Annotated in this window: 9 protein-coding genes; 3 read left to right on the plus strand and 6 right to left on the minus strand. The window is 63.5% G+C overall.

Annotation, left to right across the window (positions count from 1 at the left end; translation table 11 throughout):
- Window positions 1–174 precede the first annotated feature (174 nt).
- The 3 genes from LRP30_RS39850 to LRP30_RS39860 all read right to left on the minus strand — a co-directional run bounded on the left by LRP30_RS39850 (window position 175) and on the right by LRP30_RS39860 (window position 4097).
- A complete protein-coding gene (locus tag LRP30_RS39850; RefSeq protein WP_249758326.1) occupies window positions 175–1077 on the minus strand; it encodes an ABC transporter permease in 903 nt (300 codons plus the stop codon).
- A 210-nt stretch (window positions 1078–1287) separates the two neighbouring features.
- The gene (locus LRP30_RS39855; protein ID WP_249758327.1) at window positions 1288–2241 is read right to left on the minus strand and encodes an ABC transporter permease; all 954 of its coding nucleotides are present in this window, start codon (window positions 2239–2241) and stop codon (window positions 1288–1290) included.
- A 194-nt stretch (window positions 2242–2435) separates the two neighbouring features.
- Entirely contained in the window at window positions 2436–4097 is a 1662-nt protein-coding gene (locus tag LRP30_RS39860) for an ABC transporter substrate-binding protein (protein WP_249758328.1), read from the minus strand.
- A gap of 200 nt (window positions 4098–4297) precedes the next feature.
- Between LRP30_RS39860 and LRP30_RS39865 the strand changes: the two genes are divergently transcribed.
- The gene (locus LRP30_RS39865) at window positions 4298–5893 is read left to right on the plus strand and encodes an ABC transporter substrate-binding protein (protein WP_249758329.1); all 1596 of its coding nucleotides are present in this window, start codon (window positions 4298–4300) and stop codon (window positions 5891–5893) included.
- 172 nt (window positions 5894–6065) lie between these two features.
- Here the strand turns inward: LRP30_RS39865 and LRP30_RS39870 are convergent, their stop codons facing one another.
- Both LRP30_RS39870 and LRP30_RS39875 read right to left on the minus strand, forming a co-directional pair.
- Window positions 6066–8297, minus strand: coding sequence for an adenylate/guanylate cyclase domain-containing protein (locus LRP30_RS39870; RefSeq protein ID WP_249758330.1), 2232 nt, complete (start codon window positions 8295–8297; stop codon window positions 6066–6068).
- A 146-nt stretch (window positions 8298–8443) separates the two neighbouring features.
- Window positions 8444–14305 carry a VCBS domain-containing protein gene (locus tag LRP30_RS39875; protein WP_249758331.1) on the minus strand — a complete coding sequence of 1954 codons (5862 nt, stop codon included), beginning with the start codon at window positions 14303–14305 and terminating at the stop codon, window positions 8444–8446.
- A 651-nt stretch (window positions 14306–14956) separates the two neighbouring features.
- Here LRP30_RS39875 and LRP30_RS39880 point away from each other — a divergent pair.
- Together LRP30_RS39880 and LRP30_RS39885 are read left to right on the plus strand one after the other, a co-directional pair.
- Window positions 14957–15688, plus strand: a complete 732-nt coding sequence (locus LRP30_RS39880; RefSeq protein WP_249758332.1) for a transglutaminase-like cysteine peptidase — start codon at window positions 14957–14959, stop codon at window positions 15686–15688.
- 291 nt (window positions 15689–15979) lie between these two features.
- Window positions 15980–17095: a lysozyme inhibitor LprI family protein gene (locus tag LRP30_RS39885; RefSeq protein ID WP_249758333.1), complete on the plus strand. Its 1116-nt coding sequence runs from the start codon at window positions 15980–15982 to the stop codon at window positions 17093–17095.
- A gap of 298 nt (window positions 17096–17393) precedes the next feature.
- Here LRP30_RS39885 and LRP30_RS39890 read toward each other — a convergent pair whose 3' ends face one another.
- Window positions 17394–18593 (minus strand): ABC transporter substrate-binding protein, encoded by a 1200-nt coding sequence (locus tag LRP30_RS39890; protein ID WP_249758334.1) that lies wholly within the window; start codon window positions 18591–18593, stop codon window positions 17394–17396.
- Window positions 18594–18644 lie beyond the last annotated feature (51 nt).

The following is an 18644-nucleotide window of genomic DNA, read 5'->3' on the forward strand; positions in this document are numbered from 1 at the left end:
CACCTCTCCCCATCGGGGAGAGGTCGGCGCGAAGCGCCGGGTGAGGGGGCGCGGCAAACTCGGTGCAGCGTAACCCCTCACCCGGATTGCATCTTGCGATGCAATCCGACCTCTCCCTTCGGGAGAGGTGTGGCACCAGCACCGCCATGAAAGCCCGCGTCTCTCTCATCATCATTAGTTCCTGATGTCCATGGCGCTGCGCAAGCCGTCCGAGAGCAGGTTGAAGCAGATCGAGACCGCGAAGATCATCGCACCCGGCAACGCTGCAACCCAGGGATTGACGTAGATCGCGGTGCGGAGCGTGTTGAGCATCAGGCCCCATTCCGGCTCCGGCGGCTTGGTGCCGAGACCAAGGAAGGAGAGACCGGCCGCCAGGATCATCGAGACCGAGATCAGGCTGGTGGCATAGACGAAGATGGCGCCGAGCACGTTGCCGAGGATGTGCACCCGCATGATGGTGAAGGCGCCGGCGCCGGAGGCGCGCGCGGCTTCGACGAAGTCCATGTTGCGCACGCCGGTGGTGACGCTCTCGGCGACGCGGGTGATCTGCGGCACGAACACGACGGTCAACGACACAATGGAATTGAGGATACCCGCCCCGAGCGCGCCGGAGATGGCGATCGCCAGCAGCACGGAGGGAAAAGCGTAGAACACGTCGACCGTCCGCATGATCGCGGTGTTGAGCCTGCCGCCGACATAGCCGGCAACGAGACCGAGCGAGGCGCCGATGCAGAAGGCAAAGATCACGGGCAAAATGCCGATGACCAGCGACAGCCGCCCGCCATAGATCAGCCGCGCCAGCATGTCGCGGCCGAGCTCGTCGGTGCCGAGCGGATAGCCTGCGGTGCCGATATGGCGAAGGCGGCGGATCATCGAGCCCTTGTAGGGGTCTTCGAGACCGAGCCACGGCGCGAGGATCGCGGAGAGGAAGATCAGCAGCAGCACGAGCGCGCAGGCCATGCTGACCTTGTCGCGCATGATACGGCGGCCGACGGTCGCCCAATAGCCGCGCGCCCTGGTGGCGGGTGCGGCCTGAAGCGCGGCATCGGCGGTGGCGGACAACGGAAGCTCGCTCATCGGCTGGCTCCCGGTCGGTATTGATGCAATCGGTGCACGCCAAGGACGCGGTGCACCTCTCCCGCTCGCGGGAGAGGTCGCGCCGAAGGCGCGGGTGAGGGTTCTCTCCTCTTGGGGGTTCTCGATTGCGGAGACACCCTCTCCCCTACCCTCCCCCGCAGGCGGGGGAGGGAGCGCAGCTTTTGCGTGGCAGTAGCTAGACTCATCCCGCTAGCCCCGCTTGATGCGCGGGTCGATCGCGGCTTGCGCGATGTCGACCAAGAGATTGAGGAACACGAAGAACAGCGCGAGGATCAGGATCGTGCCTTGCAGCAGCGGCAGGTCGCGCTGGAAGATCGCGGAGTTGAGCAGGAAGCCCGAACCCGGCCAGGAGAACACGGTCTCGATCAGGATCGAGCCGCCGAGCATGTAACCCAGCTGGAGCCCCATCACCGCGAGCGCAGTGGGCGCGGCGTTCTTGATGACATGGCGGAACACACCGGTTTCACGCAGGCCCTTGGCCCGCAGCGCCTCGACGAAATCCTGGCTGAGGATGTCGCCGGTGAGCGCGCGCACGGTGCGGGTGACGATGCCCATGGGGATCACCGAGGTCGTTATCGCCGGCAGCACCAGATATTTCAGGTGCGCCCAGTCCCAGGTCCAGGAGTTGGAGCCGCTCGGCCCGGCACCGACCGCGGGCAGCCAGTTCAGCTGGACCGAGAAGATGATGACGAGCAGCATGCCGAGCCAGTAATGCGGCACCGAGACGCCGGCGATCGCGAAGGAGGTCGCGACCTTGTCGATCCAGGTCTCGCGAAAATAGCCGGCGATCAGGCCGAACAGGATGCCCATGGTGAAGCCGATGATGGCCGCGGCAATCGCCAGCGTGACGGTGTTGCCGACCGCGCGCATGACCTCGGCCAGCACGGGACGCCCCGTGGCGATGGAATTGCCGAGATCGCCATGCAGCGCGCGCAGCAACCACAGCCCGAACTGCACCGGCAGCGGCCGGTCGAAGCCGTAGGCGGCGCGCAGCTGCGCGGCGAGCTCCTGCGAGGCGTCCGCCGGCAGCACGGCCACGAGCGGATCGCCCGGCGTGATGTGCACGAGCAGAAAGCACACCAGCGCCACGCTGATGACGATCGGGACGACGTAGATAATGCGTCTGGCGATATAGGTAAGCACGTTGTTTCTTTTCTTTCCTTCTCCTCTTGCGGGAGAAGGTGGCGCGAAGCGCCGGATGAGGGGTTGTTTCCGCGGATGACATTGCAGCGATCGAGGGGTTCGCATCCGCGGAGAGAGACCCCTCACCCGGCTTCGCTAATGCGAAGCCACCCTCTCCCACAGGGGGAGAGGGTACACTGAGCACGCGGCGCGAATTACTGCGTCATCGACACCGGCGAGAAGTCGATGAACCAGCTCTTCGGCTGCACGACGCCTGTCACCTTCGGGCTCATGGCGCGAGGGCCGACGTCGTGGGCGACGTAGAGGAAGGCGGCGTCGTCGACGGAGGCCGCGTGCAGCTCGGCCAGCGCAGCGTCACGCGCAGCGGGATCGAAGGTCTGGCGCGCCTTCTTCACGAGGTCGTCGAATTTGGGGTTGTTGATGAAGCCCCAATTGTTCGACACCGGCGGCGCCATGCCCGATTGCAGGAAGCGCACCAGCGCGAAGAACGGGTCCATCGCCGCATAGGTGACGTTGGTCGCGTTCGCGCCGTTGGCTGAGGGATCCTTGGCGCCGCGGCGCCAGTTGGTGAACAGCGTGTTCCATTCGATGACGTCGAGCTGCACGTCGAAATAGCATTCGGCCAGCGCCTGTTGGAGATATTCGTTCATCGGCAATGGCTGCATCTGGCCCGAGCCGGAGGCGGAGGTCTGGGTCTTTACCGTCAGCTTCTTGCTCGGACCGAAGCCGGCCTCCTGCATCAGCTTTTGTGCAGCCGCCTTATCATACTTGATCTCGAAGCTCGGCTTGCCGCGCCAGGGATGGCCGGGCTCGAAGGTACCGGTCGCCGGCACCATCAGGCCGGCAAGCAGGCCGTCCTTCAGGCCCTCGCGGTCGACACAGAGGTTCGCGGCCTTGCGCACGCGGATGTCGTTCCAGGGCGAGCCTTCGACACGCGAGAACTGCCACGGCCAGACATGCGGCTGCTCGTTGGCGTAGAGCTTGAAGCCGCGCTGCTTGAGCTCGGGCAGCGCATCCGGCGCCGGGGCCTCGACCCAATCGACCTGCCCCGAGAGCAGCGCCGCGGTGCGCGCGTTGGCTTCCGGCATCGGCAGCAGCACCATCTTGTCGATCTTGGGCACGCGCGCCTTGTCCCAATAGCTCGCGTTCTTGACGAGCTCGAGCCGCTCGCGCGGGGTGAAGCTCGCCATCTTCCACGGGCCGGTGCCCGAGGCGTCCCTGGCGAAGGCGGTCCAGGCGGCTTGCGACTTCGCCTTGGCATCAGTGCCTTCGGCCTTATCGTAAAACGCCTGCCACTTCGCCGGGCTCGCCATGAACAGATTGGTGAGGTTGATCGGCAGGAAGCTGTCGGGCTCCTTGGTGGTGAGCTCGACCGTCATGTCGTCGATCTTCTTCGCAGACGCCAGCGTCGGCATGCGCGAGGCCGTGACGCCGACCTGGCTGGCGTCGAATTGCGGCGCGTCCTGCTTCAAGACCTTCTCGACATTCCATACCACGGCGTCCGCATTGAACGGCGAGCCGTCATGGAAGGTCACGCCCGGGCGCAGCTTGAATATCCACTTGGTCTTGTCGGCGTCGTCGACCTTCCACTCGGTGGCAAGGCCCGGGATGACGACGCTCGCCTTGTCGGCCGAGGACAGGTCCCAACCGGTAAGCCCGTCATACATGGTGAGGCCGGTGAAGCGGTTGCCTTCAAAACCCTGGTCGGGCTGGCCCAGCGTGCGCGGAATATCGGCGGCGGTCATGCCGATGCGCAGCACAGTTTCGGCACTGGCGACGCGCGGACATGCGGCCGCCGTGCCGAGCGCCAGGAGCGCGATCAGCGCGGCATGTCTCTTGTTCTTCTTGATAAGCATCGCCTCAATCCTTTTCCGGCTTCGATGACTATTTTTGATGCAATCGTATGCAATGGCTATGCCAAAGAGAAACTTATTCTGCCATTTGTCACTGCGACGACAAGTCCTTGTGAGGCGCGCGCGGGCGAACGCATCGCGCTGCCTATTCTGGCATCAAGATTGCAAGTTTGCTCCCGATGTCTCCTGGGAGCCTTGGGCCAATGCGTATCCGACTGTCGACCTGTCTCGCCGTGCTTGCGCTGGCGGCCTCCGCAATCTCGGCGCGCGCCGAAAGTGTCGTACGCTACGGCATCTCGATGGCGGACATTCCGCTGACGACGGGCCAGCCCGATCGCGGCGCCGGCGCTTATCAGTTCACCGCCTACACGATCTACGATCCCTTGGTCGCCTGGGAGATGGACGTCGCCGATCGCCCTGGCAAGCTTGTGCCGGGGCTCGCCACCGAATGGAAGGTCGACGATGCCGACAAGACCAAATGGCGCTTCACGCTTCGTAAAGGTGTGAAGTTTCACGACGGCAGCGAGTTCAATGCCGACGCGGTGATCTGGAATCTGGACAAGGTGCTCAACGACAAGACGCCGCAATTCGACAAGCGGCAGAGCGCGCAGGTGAAGACCCGCCTGCCCTCGGTCGCGAGCTACGCCAAGATCGACGACTTCACGGTGGAGATCACAACCAAGACGGTCGATTCCTTCTTTCCCTATCAGATGCTGTGGTTCCTGGTGTCGAGCCCGGCGCAATACGACAAGCTCGGCAAGGACTGGGACAAGTTCGCCAGCCAGCCGTCGGGCACCGGACCGTTCAAACTGACGAAGCTGGTGCCGCGCGAGCTCGCGGAGCTCACCAAGAACCCCGACTACTGGAACAAGAAGCGCATTCCCAAAGCCGACAAGATCGTGCTGGTGCCAATGCCGGAGGCGCTGACGCGCACCAACGCGCTGCTTGCGGGGCAAGTCGACCTGATCGAAACGCCCGCGCCGGATGCCGTGCCGCAGCTGAAAGCCGCCGGCATGAAGCTCGTCGACAACATCACGCCGCATGTCTGGAATTATCATCTCAGCGTGCTGCCTGGCTCGCCCTGGACCGACATCCGGTTGCGCAAGGCGCTGAACCTCGCGATCGATCGCGAGGCGGTGGTCGGCCTGATGAACGGCTTGGCAAAGCCTGCCAAGGGACAGGTCGATCCGTCCAGCCCGTGGTTCGGCAAACCGAGCTTCGAGCTGAAATATGATCTCGCCGCGGCGAAGAAGCTGGTCGAAGAGGCCGGTTACTCCAAGGCGAAGCCGCTGAAGACCACCTTCATCATCGCGCAGGGCGGCACCGGCCAGATGCTGTCGCTGCCGATGAACGAATTCCTGCAGCAGAGTTTCAAGGAGATCGGCATCGAGATCGACTTCAAGGTCGTCGAGCTTGAGACACTATATACACACTGGCGCAAGGGCGCGGCCGACGAGATGAACGCCGGCATCACCGCCAACAACATCGCCTATGTCACCTCGGATCCGCTCTACGCCATTGTCCGCTTCTTCCATTCCGGGCAGATCGCGCCTGTTGGCGTCAACTGGGGCGGCTACAAGAACCCTGAGGTCGATGCGTTGATCGACGAGGCCAAGCAGACCTTCGATTCCGCCAAACAGGACGCACTGCTGGCGCAGGCGCATGCGCTGATCGTGAACGATGCTGCGTTGGTCTGGGTGGTCCACGACACCAATCCGCACGCGCTCTCGCCGAAGATCAAGCAGTTCGTGCAGGCGCAGCACTGGTTCCAGGATTTGACGACGATCGGGGTGGAGTGAGGGGGCCCTCAGCTTCGGCAGACATTTGGTTAAGAGGCACACTCGCGCAAAACACTCAGTCTCGTAGGGTGGGCAAAGCGTAGCGTGCCCACCATTCGACCTCGGTGAGAGCGGATGGTTGGCACGGCGCTTCGCGCCTTTGCCCACCCTACGGGAGCGGTGACGAAGGCAACTACTTCGTCAGCAGCGCGTACGCTCCCGTCCATCCTTCCGGCGGCGGCGTGAGCTGGAAATCCCTGATCCGCGCTTCATAGAGCCTGAACAGCTTTTCCAGCGTGTCGGCGTCTTCGCTGCGGCGGCCGCGCTCGATGGCGTCCAGTGCGCCCTGCCAGTCGCGATTGCGGTAGCAGCCCAGCATTTCGATGGTGATGTTGCGCAGGCGCTGGAAGGCACCCGAATGCATCACGTCTTCGCGGCCGGCGATGGCGTAGATCACCTCCGGCTCGGTCTTGCCCTTGACCATGATGAAGTCGAGCTCGAGGATCGCGAACTTGTCCTTGGCGGCGACCGCGGTCCTGGAGCCGACGATGATCGGGAAGCCGTATTCCTTGGTCTGCCCCTCAAGGCGCGAGGCCAGGTTCACACTGTCGCCGAGCACCGAGTAGTTCTTCTTCAGGTCGGAGCCCATGTTGCCGACCACGCCGATGCCGGTGTTGAGACCGATGCCGACATTAAGCGGAATGTAGACGTGGCCGCCGTCGGCGGCTTCCTGCTCGCGCTCCTTGTTGACCGCGTCGATCTGCTCCAGCATCTGGATCGCGGCCTCGCAGGCATTGACCTCGTGCTCGGCATCGTCGAGCGGCGCGTTCCAGAACGCCATGATGGCGTCGCCCATGTATTTGTCGATGTAGCCCTTGCGCTCGATGATGACGTCGGTCAGCGGCGTCAGGAAGCGGTTCATGAGCTCGATCAACCCTTGCGGATCGTCCTTGTAGCTCTCCGAGATCGTTGTGAAGCCGCGCACGTCGGAGAACATGATCGTCATCTCGCGCTCCTCGCCGCCGAGCACGAGCTTTTCCGGCGACTGCACGAGCTGCTCGACCAGCACCGGCGACATGTATTGCGCGAATTGCCCGCGGATCTGCACGCGCTGGCGCTGCTCGCGCACGAAGCTGGCAAAGATCAGCATCAGATAGACCGCGGTGGTCGACAGCAGCGGATAGGTGAAATCGATGAGGTAGCGGTACTGCGCGTAGAAGAACCAGGACACGCCGACCAGAATGGCAGCGAACATCGCGCCCGCAAGCACCAAGCGCACGGGGCCGAGGTTTGGCGTAAAGACGATGACGAGCAGGCCGATGACCAGCGCGGCGATCAGTTCGACGCCGAGCGCATAGTTCGGCTGGGAGATCACCGCGCCGCTCAGCACGCTCTCCAGCACCTGAGCATGGATCTCGACACCCGGCATGGTCGAGGACACCGGCGTGGTCTTGATGTCGTTGAGCCCGCCCGCGGAGGTGCCGATCAGCACCAGCTTGCCGGCGATCTTGCTCGGCGACACGCTGTTGTCGAGCACGTCGGCCGCGGAGACGTAGATCGAAGGATCCCGTCGGGCGTAGTGCACCCAAAGCTGGCCGTTCTTATCGGTCGGAATCTCTACGCCCTTGAGGCGGATCGCCCTGATACCGGTCTTGTCGGTGCGAACCAGCAGCGTCGGCGTGCCCGTGACGACGCGCAGGACCTCGAGGCTGAGCGAGGGCATGATGTTGCCCTGGGCGCGCATGATCATCGGCACGCGGCGGATCAGACCGTCGCGCTCGGTCCTGATCGAGAACAGACCGCGACCGGCTGCGACCTTCTCGATGATCGGCACGTTGCGCAACAACCCCGGGAATTCAAACAGGAAGCGCTCGGCGCCCTCCTCGCCGACCGTCGCGACGCCAGTGAAGGGCAGCGACTTGTCGAGCTCGGACAACACGCCTGGAAGCCCGGTCTCGCCCAGCACCACGCGCGAGCGCTTGATCGCCTCGGCGAGAATCTGGTCGTTGGTCGGCAGCTCGCGCAGCTTGGCGCGGGTGACCTCGTCGAGATAGCGCATCTGGCTCGCGACCAGATCCGGGTTGAGCCGGTCGGGTTCGGAAAACACCACGTCGAAGCCGATCGCCACCGCGCCGTTGTTGGTGAGGTTCTGGATCAGATCGGCGATTCGCGTCCGCGGCCACGGCCATTGGCCGAGCTTGCCGAGGCTCTTGTCGTCGATGTCGACGATGGTGACGGGCCGCGCCGTCTTGTGGCGCGGATCGATCAACTGGAACATGTCGAAGGTGCGCAGCCGCAATTCCTGGATCGGCGGCGGGTCCCAGAGACGGGCGCCGGCAAACAGGACCAGCAGCGCGAGGCACATCAGTCGCGCAAAGCCGAACTTGCGCGCAAACCACCGCCGCAGGATTTTTAGACGTTTCATGCCGGTTGGGCTTCCTGTCCCGCCTCCTGCCGTGCGCACCGATCATGGAGCGTCTGCGCGCGATTTGCTATGCCCTGGCAGCTGAGGATTATGGATTTTTTGCCGCGGTCAAGAAAGCCGCCGGCCGTGGAGGGGCCAGGCGTTCATCAGGTGATGTGGAAGATGAAATCGCTGGCCTTGAGATTTGCCGCGATCACGTTCTTCAGCAGCAGCGACTCGTTCTCCGTGAACGGCGCGCCCTCAGGCTGTGTGACCTGCTGATGCCAAGTGATCAGCGTGTCGCCGGAGCCCTGCTGGACGATGGTGAGATTGCTAATGGAGTTGACGTCCGAGAATTGCCGCAGGTCGATCTTGTCCAGCCCCGTCGTGAAATCGGTGATGGTGTGCGAGAGGTCGGTGATGGGTTGCCCGTTCTGGTCGTACAGCACGCCCGGCGAGAACACGAACTGATCCTTGCCGGCGCCGCCGGTCAGCGTGTCGCCCGTATCGGTCGCGAAGATGACGTCCTTGCCGTCGGTGCCTTCCAGAGTGACGCCTTGGCCGGTGTCCCCCGCCTCGTTGAAGATGAAGTGGACGGTATCGAACAGGCCGGTGGTTTTGTCTGTCACCGTCAGCGTGATCTGATCATTGTCCGGCGGCGTTTGGCCCGGATCATAGGTGACCCCATCCGCGAGGGCCAAGTTGATGTCGTCGAGAGAGCCGCACACCGCCCCCGGGGCGACACTGCTGTCCGGATCATGTGCAGTTACGGCCGTGATCTTGAACTCATCCGTCGCAGCGCCGGGATCGGTGTCGATGACCGAGAGACCGGTGATGAAGTCGGTGTTGCTCTCGTTGGCGTGCCAGACGTAGAAGCTCGTGGTGTCGATGACCGGGCCGCTGGCGTCGTCGGCGCCGGTCACGTCCACCGTGAGCGTTGCCGTGCCGGTGGCGCCATGCGCGTCCGTGGTCTGGACCGTGAAAATATCCGCATAGGACCCGTCCGACAGCGCGTTGATGGCCCCTGCATTGGGAACGTAGCTGTAGCTGCCGTCCGGGTTGACCGTCAGCGAGCCGTACAGACCCGCAACCGTCGTCGTGGCATGGTGATCCGCGTTCAGGACGGCATAGGTCAACGTCGCCGTCTCGCCGCTATCCGCGTCGGTGCCGGCCAGTTGTCCGGTAAGATCGGAGAAGGTGTCGGCAGCGGTCGTGTCCGTGAGCGGGCCGATGTGGAGATCGGTGAGTGTCGGCGCATCGTTGCTGCCGGCGATGTTGATGGTGACTACGCCGCCCGTGCCAGCGCCCTCGGCATCCGACGGAACGATCGTGTATTGCAGCGACAGCGTCTGGCCGGCGGCGAGGAAGTCGAAGGCCTGGCTGCCCGAATTGAAATTCCAGGTGAACTGGGCGTAGCTGGCCGTGCCGTCGAGGATGTCGCCGGACGGCACGGTGAGATAGTTCAAAAGGTCCGCATGCGACAGCCCGCCGACGTCGCCGGTTTGCGGCACGCCGTCGAGAGAGACCTGCACCTGGCTGACCGACACCGTGACGTGATCGATCGCGTCGACGTCGGAGACCGCCAGCACGCCATGCGAAAGCTGGCCGGCATTGGTTTCCATCAGATCGGCGACGGCGCCGCCCGGGCCGGAGGTCCCGCTGGCCCAGTCTGCAGTGCCCTCGATTGCGAGGCTGTGGGCGGAGTTGACCGTATTGGTGGCCGTGGTCCCGCTGCCGTCGCCCAGCTGATAATACGCGGCAAGATTCGCCTCGCTGCCGCTGAGGCCGGTGAAATCGATCGACTGGATCTGCGTCTGCGTGAGCGCAGTGGTCCAGACGCTGACATCGGCGATCGAGCCGAAGAAGCCTTCCGCTCCGAAGCCCGGCGCGCCTGGGTCGCTCGCGGCGCCGATCATCATGTAGGACGCCGACGGATTCGACGGACTGCCGTCGATCGGGTTGACCGTCCATGACTGCGAATATTCGAGGTGTCCGTCGAGATAGAGCGTGAAGGTGCCGTTGTCGTGGGTCAGCGCGATGTTGTGCCACTGCGACGCGGTGAGCGCCACGCCGGTATCGGCGATCTGGACGCCGCCCGCGAGAATCTGCAGCTCCATAGTGCCATCGGCGTTGACGGTGCCAAGGAGACCGAAGCCGGTGGTCGAGGTGTTGCCGTTGTAGAACAGGATCTGGCCGTGGCCGGCATCTGCCGCCCCGCTCCAGTTCACCCAGCCGTCCAGCGTCACGTCATCGGTGGCGACCGTCGGCACGTCGCCGACCGCGATGGTCTGGCCGTCGAAGTTCATGTAGTTCGATGTCACATAGGAAACGGCCGGCGCATCGTTGGTGCCGGTGATCGTGACGGTGACGTCCTGCGAGCCTTGCGCGCCGTGATCGTCGGTAAAGGTGACAGTGTAGACCTGGGTGATGGTCTGCCCCTCCGCCAGCGACTGCAGCACGGGATCGCTATTGTCCAGCGTGAAGTGCCAGCCCAGCGTCGCGCCGTTGCTGGTGTCGGTGCTGGATTCGGACACCGGGTCGATCGTGAAGGTGCCGATATTCGTGCTGTCGTCCTCGAAGCCCGGCAGAGCCGAACTGACGGACGACGATTTGAACGACCACTGCGCCGTGTGGGTGTCGGTCAGGTCGACGTCCTGGATCGCCAGCGTGCCGCATGCCGACAGCGACGAACCCTCATCCTCGGTGACCGCGCCTGTCGCCGCGGCAGCATCGCTGGTGATGGTCGGCGCGTCGTTGACGCCATTGATCGTGACGGTGACATCCTGGCTGACGGTGCCGCCGTGGTGGTCATCGAACGTGACGGTGTAGACCTGGGTGATGGTCTGGCCCTGCGCGAGCGATTGCAGCATCGCGTCGTTGTTGTCGAGCGTGAAGTGCCAGCCCAGCGTAGCGCCGTTGTTGGTGTCGGTGCTGGATTCGAGCACCGACGGATCGATCGTGAACGTGCCGATGTTCGTGCTGTTGGCGTCGAACCCCGGCAGAGCCAAGCTGACGGATGACGACTTGAATACCGCCTGCGCGGTATGAGTGTCGATCAGGTCGAGGTCCTGGATCGCCAGTGTGCCGTCAATCGACAATGTCGGACCGGTGTCCTCGGTGACCTCGCCCGTTGCCGCCAAGGCATCGCTGGTCACGGTCGGCGCATCGTTGACTCCCGTGATGGTGACGGTGACGTCCTGCGTGACCGTCGCATTGTGATTGTCAGTGAAGGTGACGGTGTAGACCTGGGTGATGGTCTGACCTTCCGCCAGCGACTGCAGCATCGCATTGCTGTTGTCGAGCGTGAAGTGCCAACCCAGCGTGGCGCCGTTGTTGGTGTCGGTGTTGGATTCGAGCACCGAAGGATCGATCGTGAAGGTGCCGATATTCGTAGCGCCCTCAACAAAGCCCGGCAGATGCGCGCTCGAGGACGAGGACTTGAACACCGCCTGCGCCGCATGGGTGTCGATCAGGTCCAGATCCTGGATTGCCAGCGTGCCGTCGATCGACAGTGACAGGGCCGTGTCCTCGATGACTTTGCCCGTCGCTGCCGCGGCGCTGCTGGTCACGGTCGGCGCATCGTTGGTCCCGGTAATGGTGACCGTGACATCCTGGGTGACCGTTCCGCCGTGATGATCGTCGACGGTAACGGTGTAGACCTGCGTGATGGTCTGGCCTTCCGCCAGCGACTGGAGCACCGGATCGTTATCGTCGAGCGTGAAGGTCCAGCCCACGGACCCTCGCGTGCTGACGCCGGGGCTCTCGCTCACCGGCAGTAGCGCGAAAGTGCCGATATGCGAGCTGCCGTCGCTGAAGCCGGGCAGATGCGCGCTCGACGTCGTCGACTTCAGGGCGAAGCTCGCGCTGTGCGTGTCCGTGAGATCAGGGTCGTTGAAGGCGATGGTACCCTCGGCCGTCAGGGGCGTCGCATCCTCCGTCACCGCGCCGGTCGGGATCGTGGAGTCTTCGACGATCGTCGGCACGTCGTTGGTGCCCTCGACATTGACGTCCGCACCGTTGATGGACACGCTGATCGGCGTGCTGACCACACCGCCGTGCCCGTCATCGACCTGCACCACATAATTGAGGGTCAGCGTCTCGCCTTCGGCGAGGAAATCGAAGAGATGGTCGGGAACGCTGTAGGTCCAGGTGGCCGAGCCGTTGTTGCTGTTTCCCGCGCCCTGCACCACGGTCAGCGGCACCTCGACGGCGGCGATCGCGGCGCGTTGCTCCGGCGTCAGCGTCGCGGTGATATCGTTGCCTTCGGCATCGAGATATTTGAACGGCTGGGTCGACGAGAGCGCCGCGCTCACGATCGGCCGGTCCGTCAGATCGACGTCGGCAAACGTGACCGTGCCCGTGATGGTGTCCAGAGCCTCGTTGCCGGTCCCGACCTTCTCGATGACGGTGCCACCCGATGTCGCGACGGTGGGCTTGTCGTTCGTCCCCGTGATCGTGATGGTGATCGGGATGAACTTGGACTCCGGGTTCACCGCGAAATTGGTATCGACGCGAACCATGTAGGTCAGCGTCAGCGTTTCGCCGGCTGCGAGGAAGTCGAAGACGTGGTCGGGGACCGTGTAGGTCCAGACCGCAGAGCCATTGTTGTTGTTGCCGCCATCTGCAACGACGTTGATCTGGATCTGCGTCGCCGCGATGTCCTGCTTCTGCAGCGCGGTGAGTGAGCCAGTAACGTCCTGCTGGCCCGCGTTCTTGTAGACGTAGTTCGGCGCCTCGGCGAGGCTCACCGACACCGTCGGCAGGTCGCCGAGGTTTTGATCGACGAAGGTGATCCGGCCGGAGACCGTGTCGTTATGCGTCGTGTCGCCCGTGGTGTCCGCGCGCTCGGTGAACTCGAACGCCGTCTTCACGTTGCCGCTGGAATCGAGACTTTGCACCAGTGGCTGGCCGGGAACACGGGTGGCCGTAGGCGTGGAGGTGTGGGGGCCGTCCTGTCCCTGCGGATTGAGATTGACGAATGTCGCGACCGCGATGGCGCCCGACCCCGATTTGAACACCACGTCCTGGCTGATCGGCGTGATCGTGTCGGTGAAGTTCGTGGTCAGCTTGGTGTTGGTGTTGTTGTCGGTGAACTTCAGCGTGAACACGTCCGTGATCAGCTTCTGCACGTCCGGCGACATCAGCGCGTTGCTGATCGAGACGTTGCCGCCGCTGATCTGGATCATCTGACCGGCCTGGTTGACCGTCGCGATCGGCAGCAGCGTGACCTTGTCGAACAGGATGTAGGAGCCGGTGGTGCCGTTCGGTTCGACCAGCACCTGGAAGCTCGCCTGCGGCTGCGGATCGCCGCCGCCGGCGGGAACGACGAAGTTGATCTGGGTCAGCACGGCGGTGCCGCGGATGCCCATGGTGGCGACCGGCGTGTCGATCTTCATGTCGCCGTGCTTGGCGGTCTCGCCGGCGACGAAGGTGATGGTGCCCGCGACCAGGCTCAGCAGCGAGGAGTTGCTCGACCCGTTGGGGTCATAGACCATCTCGTTCAGCACCATCCGCGCATTGGAGGACAGGCCGAACACGGTGCCGTCGATGAAGGTGATGCCGAGCGTCGAATCGGCGCCGGTCGAGACCACGTCGCCCTTCTCGACATTGTCGCCGTTGTTCAGGATGACTGAAACGCCATTGCGGATCGCGGTCGCGCTGCCGGAGAGTTTTGTGACGTGACCGATGACCTGGGCCGCGGCAGCGCCAGGCGCGGCCTGCGCATATTGCACATGGCCCGTGAGCGCGCTGACGACGTCGCCGCTGAGGTGGGCGCCATCGGGCGAGGCGACCGCCGCGCGCTTGTCGCCCCTAAAATAATCGTGAACGACGAACTCATGACCCTCATGGGACAGCACGAGGTCGAGACCTGCGCGCTTGAACTCGCCATTGAAGATCAGGTTGGGATCGGGAACAACGAACGCGCCATCGGGCACGTGACCATGCGCCTTGGCGATAAAGGGCTTGGCAGCAGAGAAATCGACATGGCCATCGGCGAGCGAACGGGAATCCTGGCCGTCCAAGGACATCGCGGCGTCAAATTTGCCAGCGTAATTCAATCGGGCACCGTAAAAAGGGTTAAAATCTAAGTAAGTATCGACCGCCTAAGCTTGCATAGCATTACCAAGTCCTTAGCGAAACCATCTATTGCTTGTGTGATTTCGCGTCACCGAGCCGCCGCCGGCCCGGTCGGAGCAAGTCTTCATGGAGGAAGCGGGGCAGCTCGAGAAATATTTTGAAGTATAATTTCGCCTGTTTGAGCCCATTTCCGGCACTCCTACGTATTCCAATGTATAGATCTGGTAACGAATACTTGTGTCATCTCTTGTTCGTGGTGCCCCGCAGCACACTGGGGCAAATACGGAGCCAAATCTGTGACCCAACTAACAGAACCCGGGAAATATCGGGTCGTTAGCCATAGGACGGGGAATCAGCGAGCGCACAACCAATACCTGCAATTGGCTCCATTTCGCGGCAGGCGGCGCTTCCCCTAGCCCCCGATTCGTAAAATTTTATGCAATCTGGGCAGGCTCGTTTCAGCCTGTTCCCCGGTTTCGGGACCCCTGCCGGGCGCGTTAAGCAGAACAAAACGGCCCATCTCGCACTATCTCCGCGAAAGCAACAAAGCCCGGCACGTCGAGATCGAGGGGGATCTCGCGATGCCCGGAAGGGGATGTCAGATGGAGACCGCTGCTCGCTCGCGCGCTTGGCGCGCAATCCTTGTCTTGTGCGCATTGATCCTGCTCGGATCGGTCGCCGAGCTTCGCGCCGGCACGTTGCTGTCGCCGGGCGCCGGCGTCCTCGTGCGCAAATCCGCCGAGCCGTTCGGCGTGTTCGCCTTTGCCATCTCGTCGGGCAGCCTGCAACGGAAATGGCTCGCGCTGAAGGACAGGCTCGACGACGACATGGTGCAGCTCGCGCTGTGCGATGGCGACCGGGACCATTGCGCATCGCCTGCGGCCCTGAAGCTGCTCGCCATCGTCGACCAGGCCCGTGATCGCGACGGCCGCGCGAAGCTGGGCGAGGCCAACCGCGCCATCAACCTCGCCATCCGGGCCACCCATGACGGCACCGACGACGTCTGGAGCTCGCCGCTTGTGACTTTCCAGCGCGGCGCCGGCGATTGCGAAGACTATGCCATTGCCAAGCTCGCCGCCCTGCGGCTCGCCGGCGTTGCCGCCGAAGACCTCCGCATCGTCGTGGTGCGCGACACCCACGCCGGCGAGGCGCATGCGGTGGCCGCCGCACGGCTCGACGGCCACTGGCTGATGCTCGACAACCGCCGCATGGCAATGGTCGCGGACGACGCGGCACCGATCTACCAGCCGCTGTTCGTGCTCTATCAGTCAGCCGTGATGAAATATGTCGACGAACCCGTGCGGTTCTCGATGGCCGCCACCGAGACGCATTGAACCCGGATCCTGTAGGCGCGCGACGAGGCAACCCATACGATGTCGTCCCGGCGAAGGCCTGGACCCATACCGCGTGATCTTTCGGTGGACGCAGGTAGTTGTACCAAAGGAAAGCCGAATAACCACCAATCTTCGCCAAACGTCTCCCCAGGGTTATGGGTCCCGGCCTTCGCCGGGACGACGCTGCAGAACCTTGTAGCTCGCTTCTGGAATAAGCCCTCCAGCCACAAAGCCATTCCGTCACATCGTCCGGGACGCTAGCATGGCCGCGGCCATGCGGGGGCGACTGGAATGCGGTTCATCGTGACGACTGTGCTTGCGCTGCTGGCGTTGCCGGCGGCACCAGCCTCCGCGCAATCCGACCGCCCCGTTGCCGATCGGCTGCCGCTGTTTGCCAAGAACAACTGCCAACAGATTCGCGATCCCGGCAACCAATTGTTCTGCGGCGATGCCGAGCTTGCCGCCGCCGCCGAGAAGCTGAGCTCGGCGATCGAGGCACAGCTCGCCCGCCTGCCCGATCGCCTGCCCGCGATCGAGGAGAATGCGATCTGGAACCGGCAGCGCAACCTCAGCTGCGGCATCGTCGGCCAGACCGCGATCCGCGCCGACGATTTCGACCGGGTGAAGGCGTGCCTGCTCAAGGTCACCGAGGAGCGCGCCGCAATTGTGCGCGATCCGGATTTCGACTGTCTCGCGGCCAACACCGCGGCGGGCGCGCTGATCTGCGCGGACCCGGCGCTGGCGCTTGCCGAAACCGAGTTGAACAGCCAGGTGCTCGGCCTGATCGGCAGGCTGGACCCGACCGCAGCGCGCTTTGCCTTCGCCGAATATGGAAGGTGGACGCGAGAGCGCGACCGCAAATGCAATCTGGTCGGCAAGGAGAACGTGCCGCTCCTGGAGCTGGAATCCGCGGAGGACTGTCTCGCCGACCATTTGAAGCGCAAGACCGATGAGATTCGCGCCGCGAGAGGCGACCCCAAGAAGGTGTTCGGCCGGCAGGTCGCGGCCCACTCGCCCGACACCGACGCGGTCGACTTCTGCGCCGCGCGGATTCACGCGGCCAATTCGTGTGGAAATTTCCTCCGCATCAACCGCGTCTACGCGCTCGACAGCCAGGTGACCGAGCAGGAGGCGCAGGTCACCGGCGAGATCGAGATGGCCGTGCTGGCGCCCTTCACCATGTGCAGCAAGGTCGCCTCCACCTGCACCGGCACCTGCTGGGACGCCAGAACCGGTCGTCCGCAACCGAAAGCCAGCAACAAGGAGCGCGCCGGCGAGGCTTTCAATGTCACGCGCCGGCTGAGGATCCAGCGGACTTTTGCTTTCGTCAAAGCCGCCGATGGCTGGCGCTGCCGCGAAGACGAACTGGCCCCGGTGAACTCGGGCAACGCGGCTGGAGGATCGTGAACTCTTACCCTCCCCTCGAGGGCAGGGCTATCGCATATGGATTTCACGAAGATTGTCCGCGGGCTTGCTCCGCCTCTCCCGCTTGCGGGAGAGGCCGACGCGCTCGCAGAGCGCGGCGAGGGAGGGCTCTCGCCACGCAGAGACGCCCTCCACAATTCAACAATCCCAACGCGGAGACACCCCCCACCCCAGCCCTCCCCCGCAAGCGGGAGAGGGAGCCCAGCGCCGATGCCGCAGCATCGTGCACGCCATATACGATCACCCTCCCCTCCAGGGGAGGGTGAAAGCGACACCTCAATCAAAACATCAGATTGTCCTTCACCAGCACCCAGCGGCCGCCCTTGACCTGCTGTACCTGGGTGATGGTGTTGGCGAGGTGGTCGGTCTTGGAGAACTTGGTCGGGGGCGAGTTGAAGATGTCGAGGAATTTGTCACCCGACTCCAGCGCGTCCAGCATCTTCTGACCCGTGAGATCCTTGCCCGCCTTGTTGGCGTAGAACGCAAACGTCATCACCGCATTGTAGCCGATGATGGCCTGCGTGTTGGCGTCGGTGCCAAACATCTTCTTGTAGTTGACCAGCCAGTCCTTGACCTTGCCCTTGGCGGTGTCTTCGTAAGGAATCTCGAAGCCGCTGGCGGCATAGAGACCTTCGACGGCTTCCTTGCCGAGCATCGGCACCTCCATCACATTGGTCGGTGTCGCACCGAGGAAGGTGACGTCCCAGCCGAGCTTCTTGGCTTCGGTCATCGCCCCTATGGTCTCGCGGAGCACAGTACCGAGCAGGACGAGGTCGCAGCCATCGGACTTCATCTTGGCGATCTGCGCGCTGAAATCGGAGGCGCCGCGCTTGTAGCTCGTGATCGACGCCGGCTGCACCTTCATCGCGGTGAGCTGCTGGTTGAAGCCGTCGAGCACGTTCTTGCCGTACTCGTCATCCTGATGCATGATGCAGGGCTTCTTGAAGCCCTTCCACTCCATCATGTATTTCAGCGCGGCCCGCGTGCTCTCGACGTAAGGCAAGAGGTTGTTGAACTTCAGCCGCTCCTGCGGCTTGGCCGGATCGAACTTGAAGGTGAACTCGGCCGCCGTCAGCGGGAAGAGCTGCATGACGCCGGCGTCGAACAGGATGTCCTGCGCGGCGAGCACTGTCGGCGATCCCATCGGTCCCACCATCGCGAAGATCTTGTCACGCTCGATCAGCTTTTGCGAAGCCAGCACAGCCTTTTTCGGATCATAGCCGCTGTCCTCGACGACCAGTCGAATCTTGCGGCCATTGATTCCGCCGGACGCATTGATCTCCTCGGTCGCCATCTTCATACCGTTTGCGACCGGGACGCCCCAACCCTTGATCGGACCCGACAGATCCTGGTGAGTGCCGATGACGATCTCGGATGCCGAGATGCCCTCATTGGTGACCTTGATCTGCGCCGCGGCCGGCAGATGCGTGAGCACCACTGCGCTCACCGCAAGGCCGAACGCCCTGAACGACTTCGACATTGATATCTCCTCTCCCTGGCCCGTGTTGCGCGAAGGGCGTGGCCATCGCTC

The sequence above is a fragment of the Bradyrhizobium sp. C-145 genome (assembly GCF_023375135.1).
GTDB lineage: Bacteria > Pseudomonadota > Alphaproteobacteria > Rhizobiales > Xanthobacteraceae > Bradyrhizobium > Bradyrhizobium zhanjiangense.

Bases quoted from the DNA above. Each gene is read 5' to 3' on its own strand.
- LRP30_RS39850 (WP_249758326.1), bottom strand. From the start codon at position 1,077: ATGAGCGAGCTTCCGTTGTCCGCCACCGCCGATGCCGCGCTTCAGGCC.
- LRP30_RS39860 (WP_249758328.1), bottom strand. From the start codon at position 4,097: ATGCTTATCAAGAAGAACAAGAGACATGCCGCGCTGATCGCGCTCCTG.
- LRP30_RS39865 (WP_249758329.1), top strand. From the start codon at position 4,298: ATGCGTATCCGACTGTCGACCTGTCTCGCCGTGCTTGCGCTGGCGGCC.
- LRP30_RS39870 (WP_249758330.1), bottom strand. From the start codon at position 8,297: ATGAAACGTCTAAAAATCCTGCGGCGGTGGTTTGCGCGCAAGTTCGGC.
- LRP30_RS39875 (WP_249758331.1), bottom strand. From the start codon at position 14,305: ATGTCCTTGGACGGCCAGGATTCCCGTTCGCTCGCCGATGGCCATGTC.
- LRP30_RS39880 (WP_249758332.1), top strand. From the start codon at position 14,957: ATGGAGACCGCTGCTCGCTCGCGCGCTTGGCGCGCAATCCTTGTCTTG.
- LRP30_RS39885 (WP_249758333.1), top strand. From the start codon at position 15,980: ATGCGGTTCATCGTGACGACTGTGCTTGCGCTGCTGGCGTTGCCGGCG.
- LRP30_RS39890 (WP_249758334.1), bottom strand. From the start codon at position 18,593: ATGTCGAAGTCGTTCAGGGCGTTCGGCCTTGCGGTGAGCGCAGTGGTG.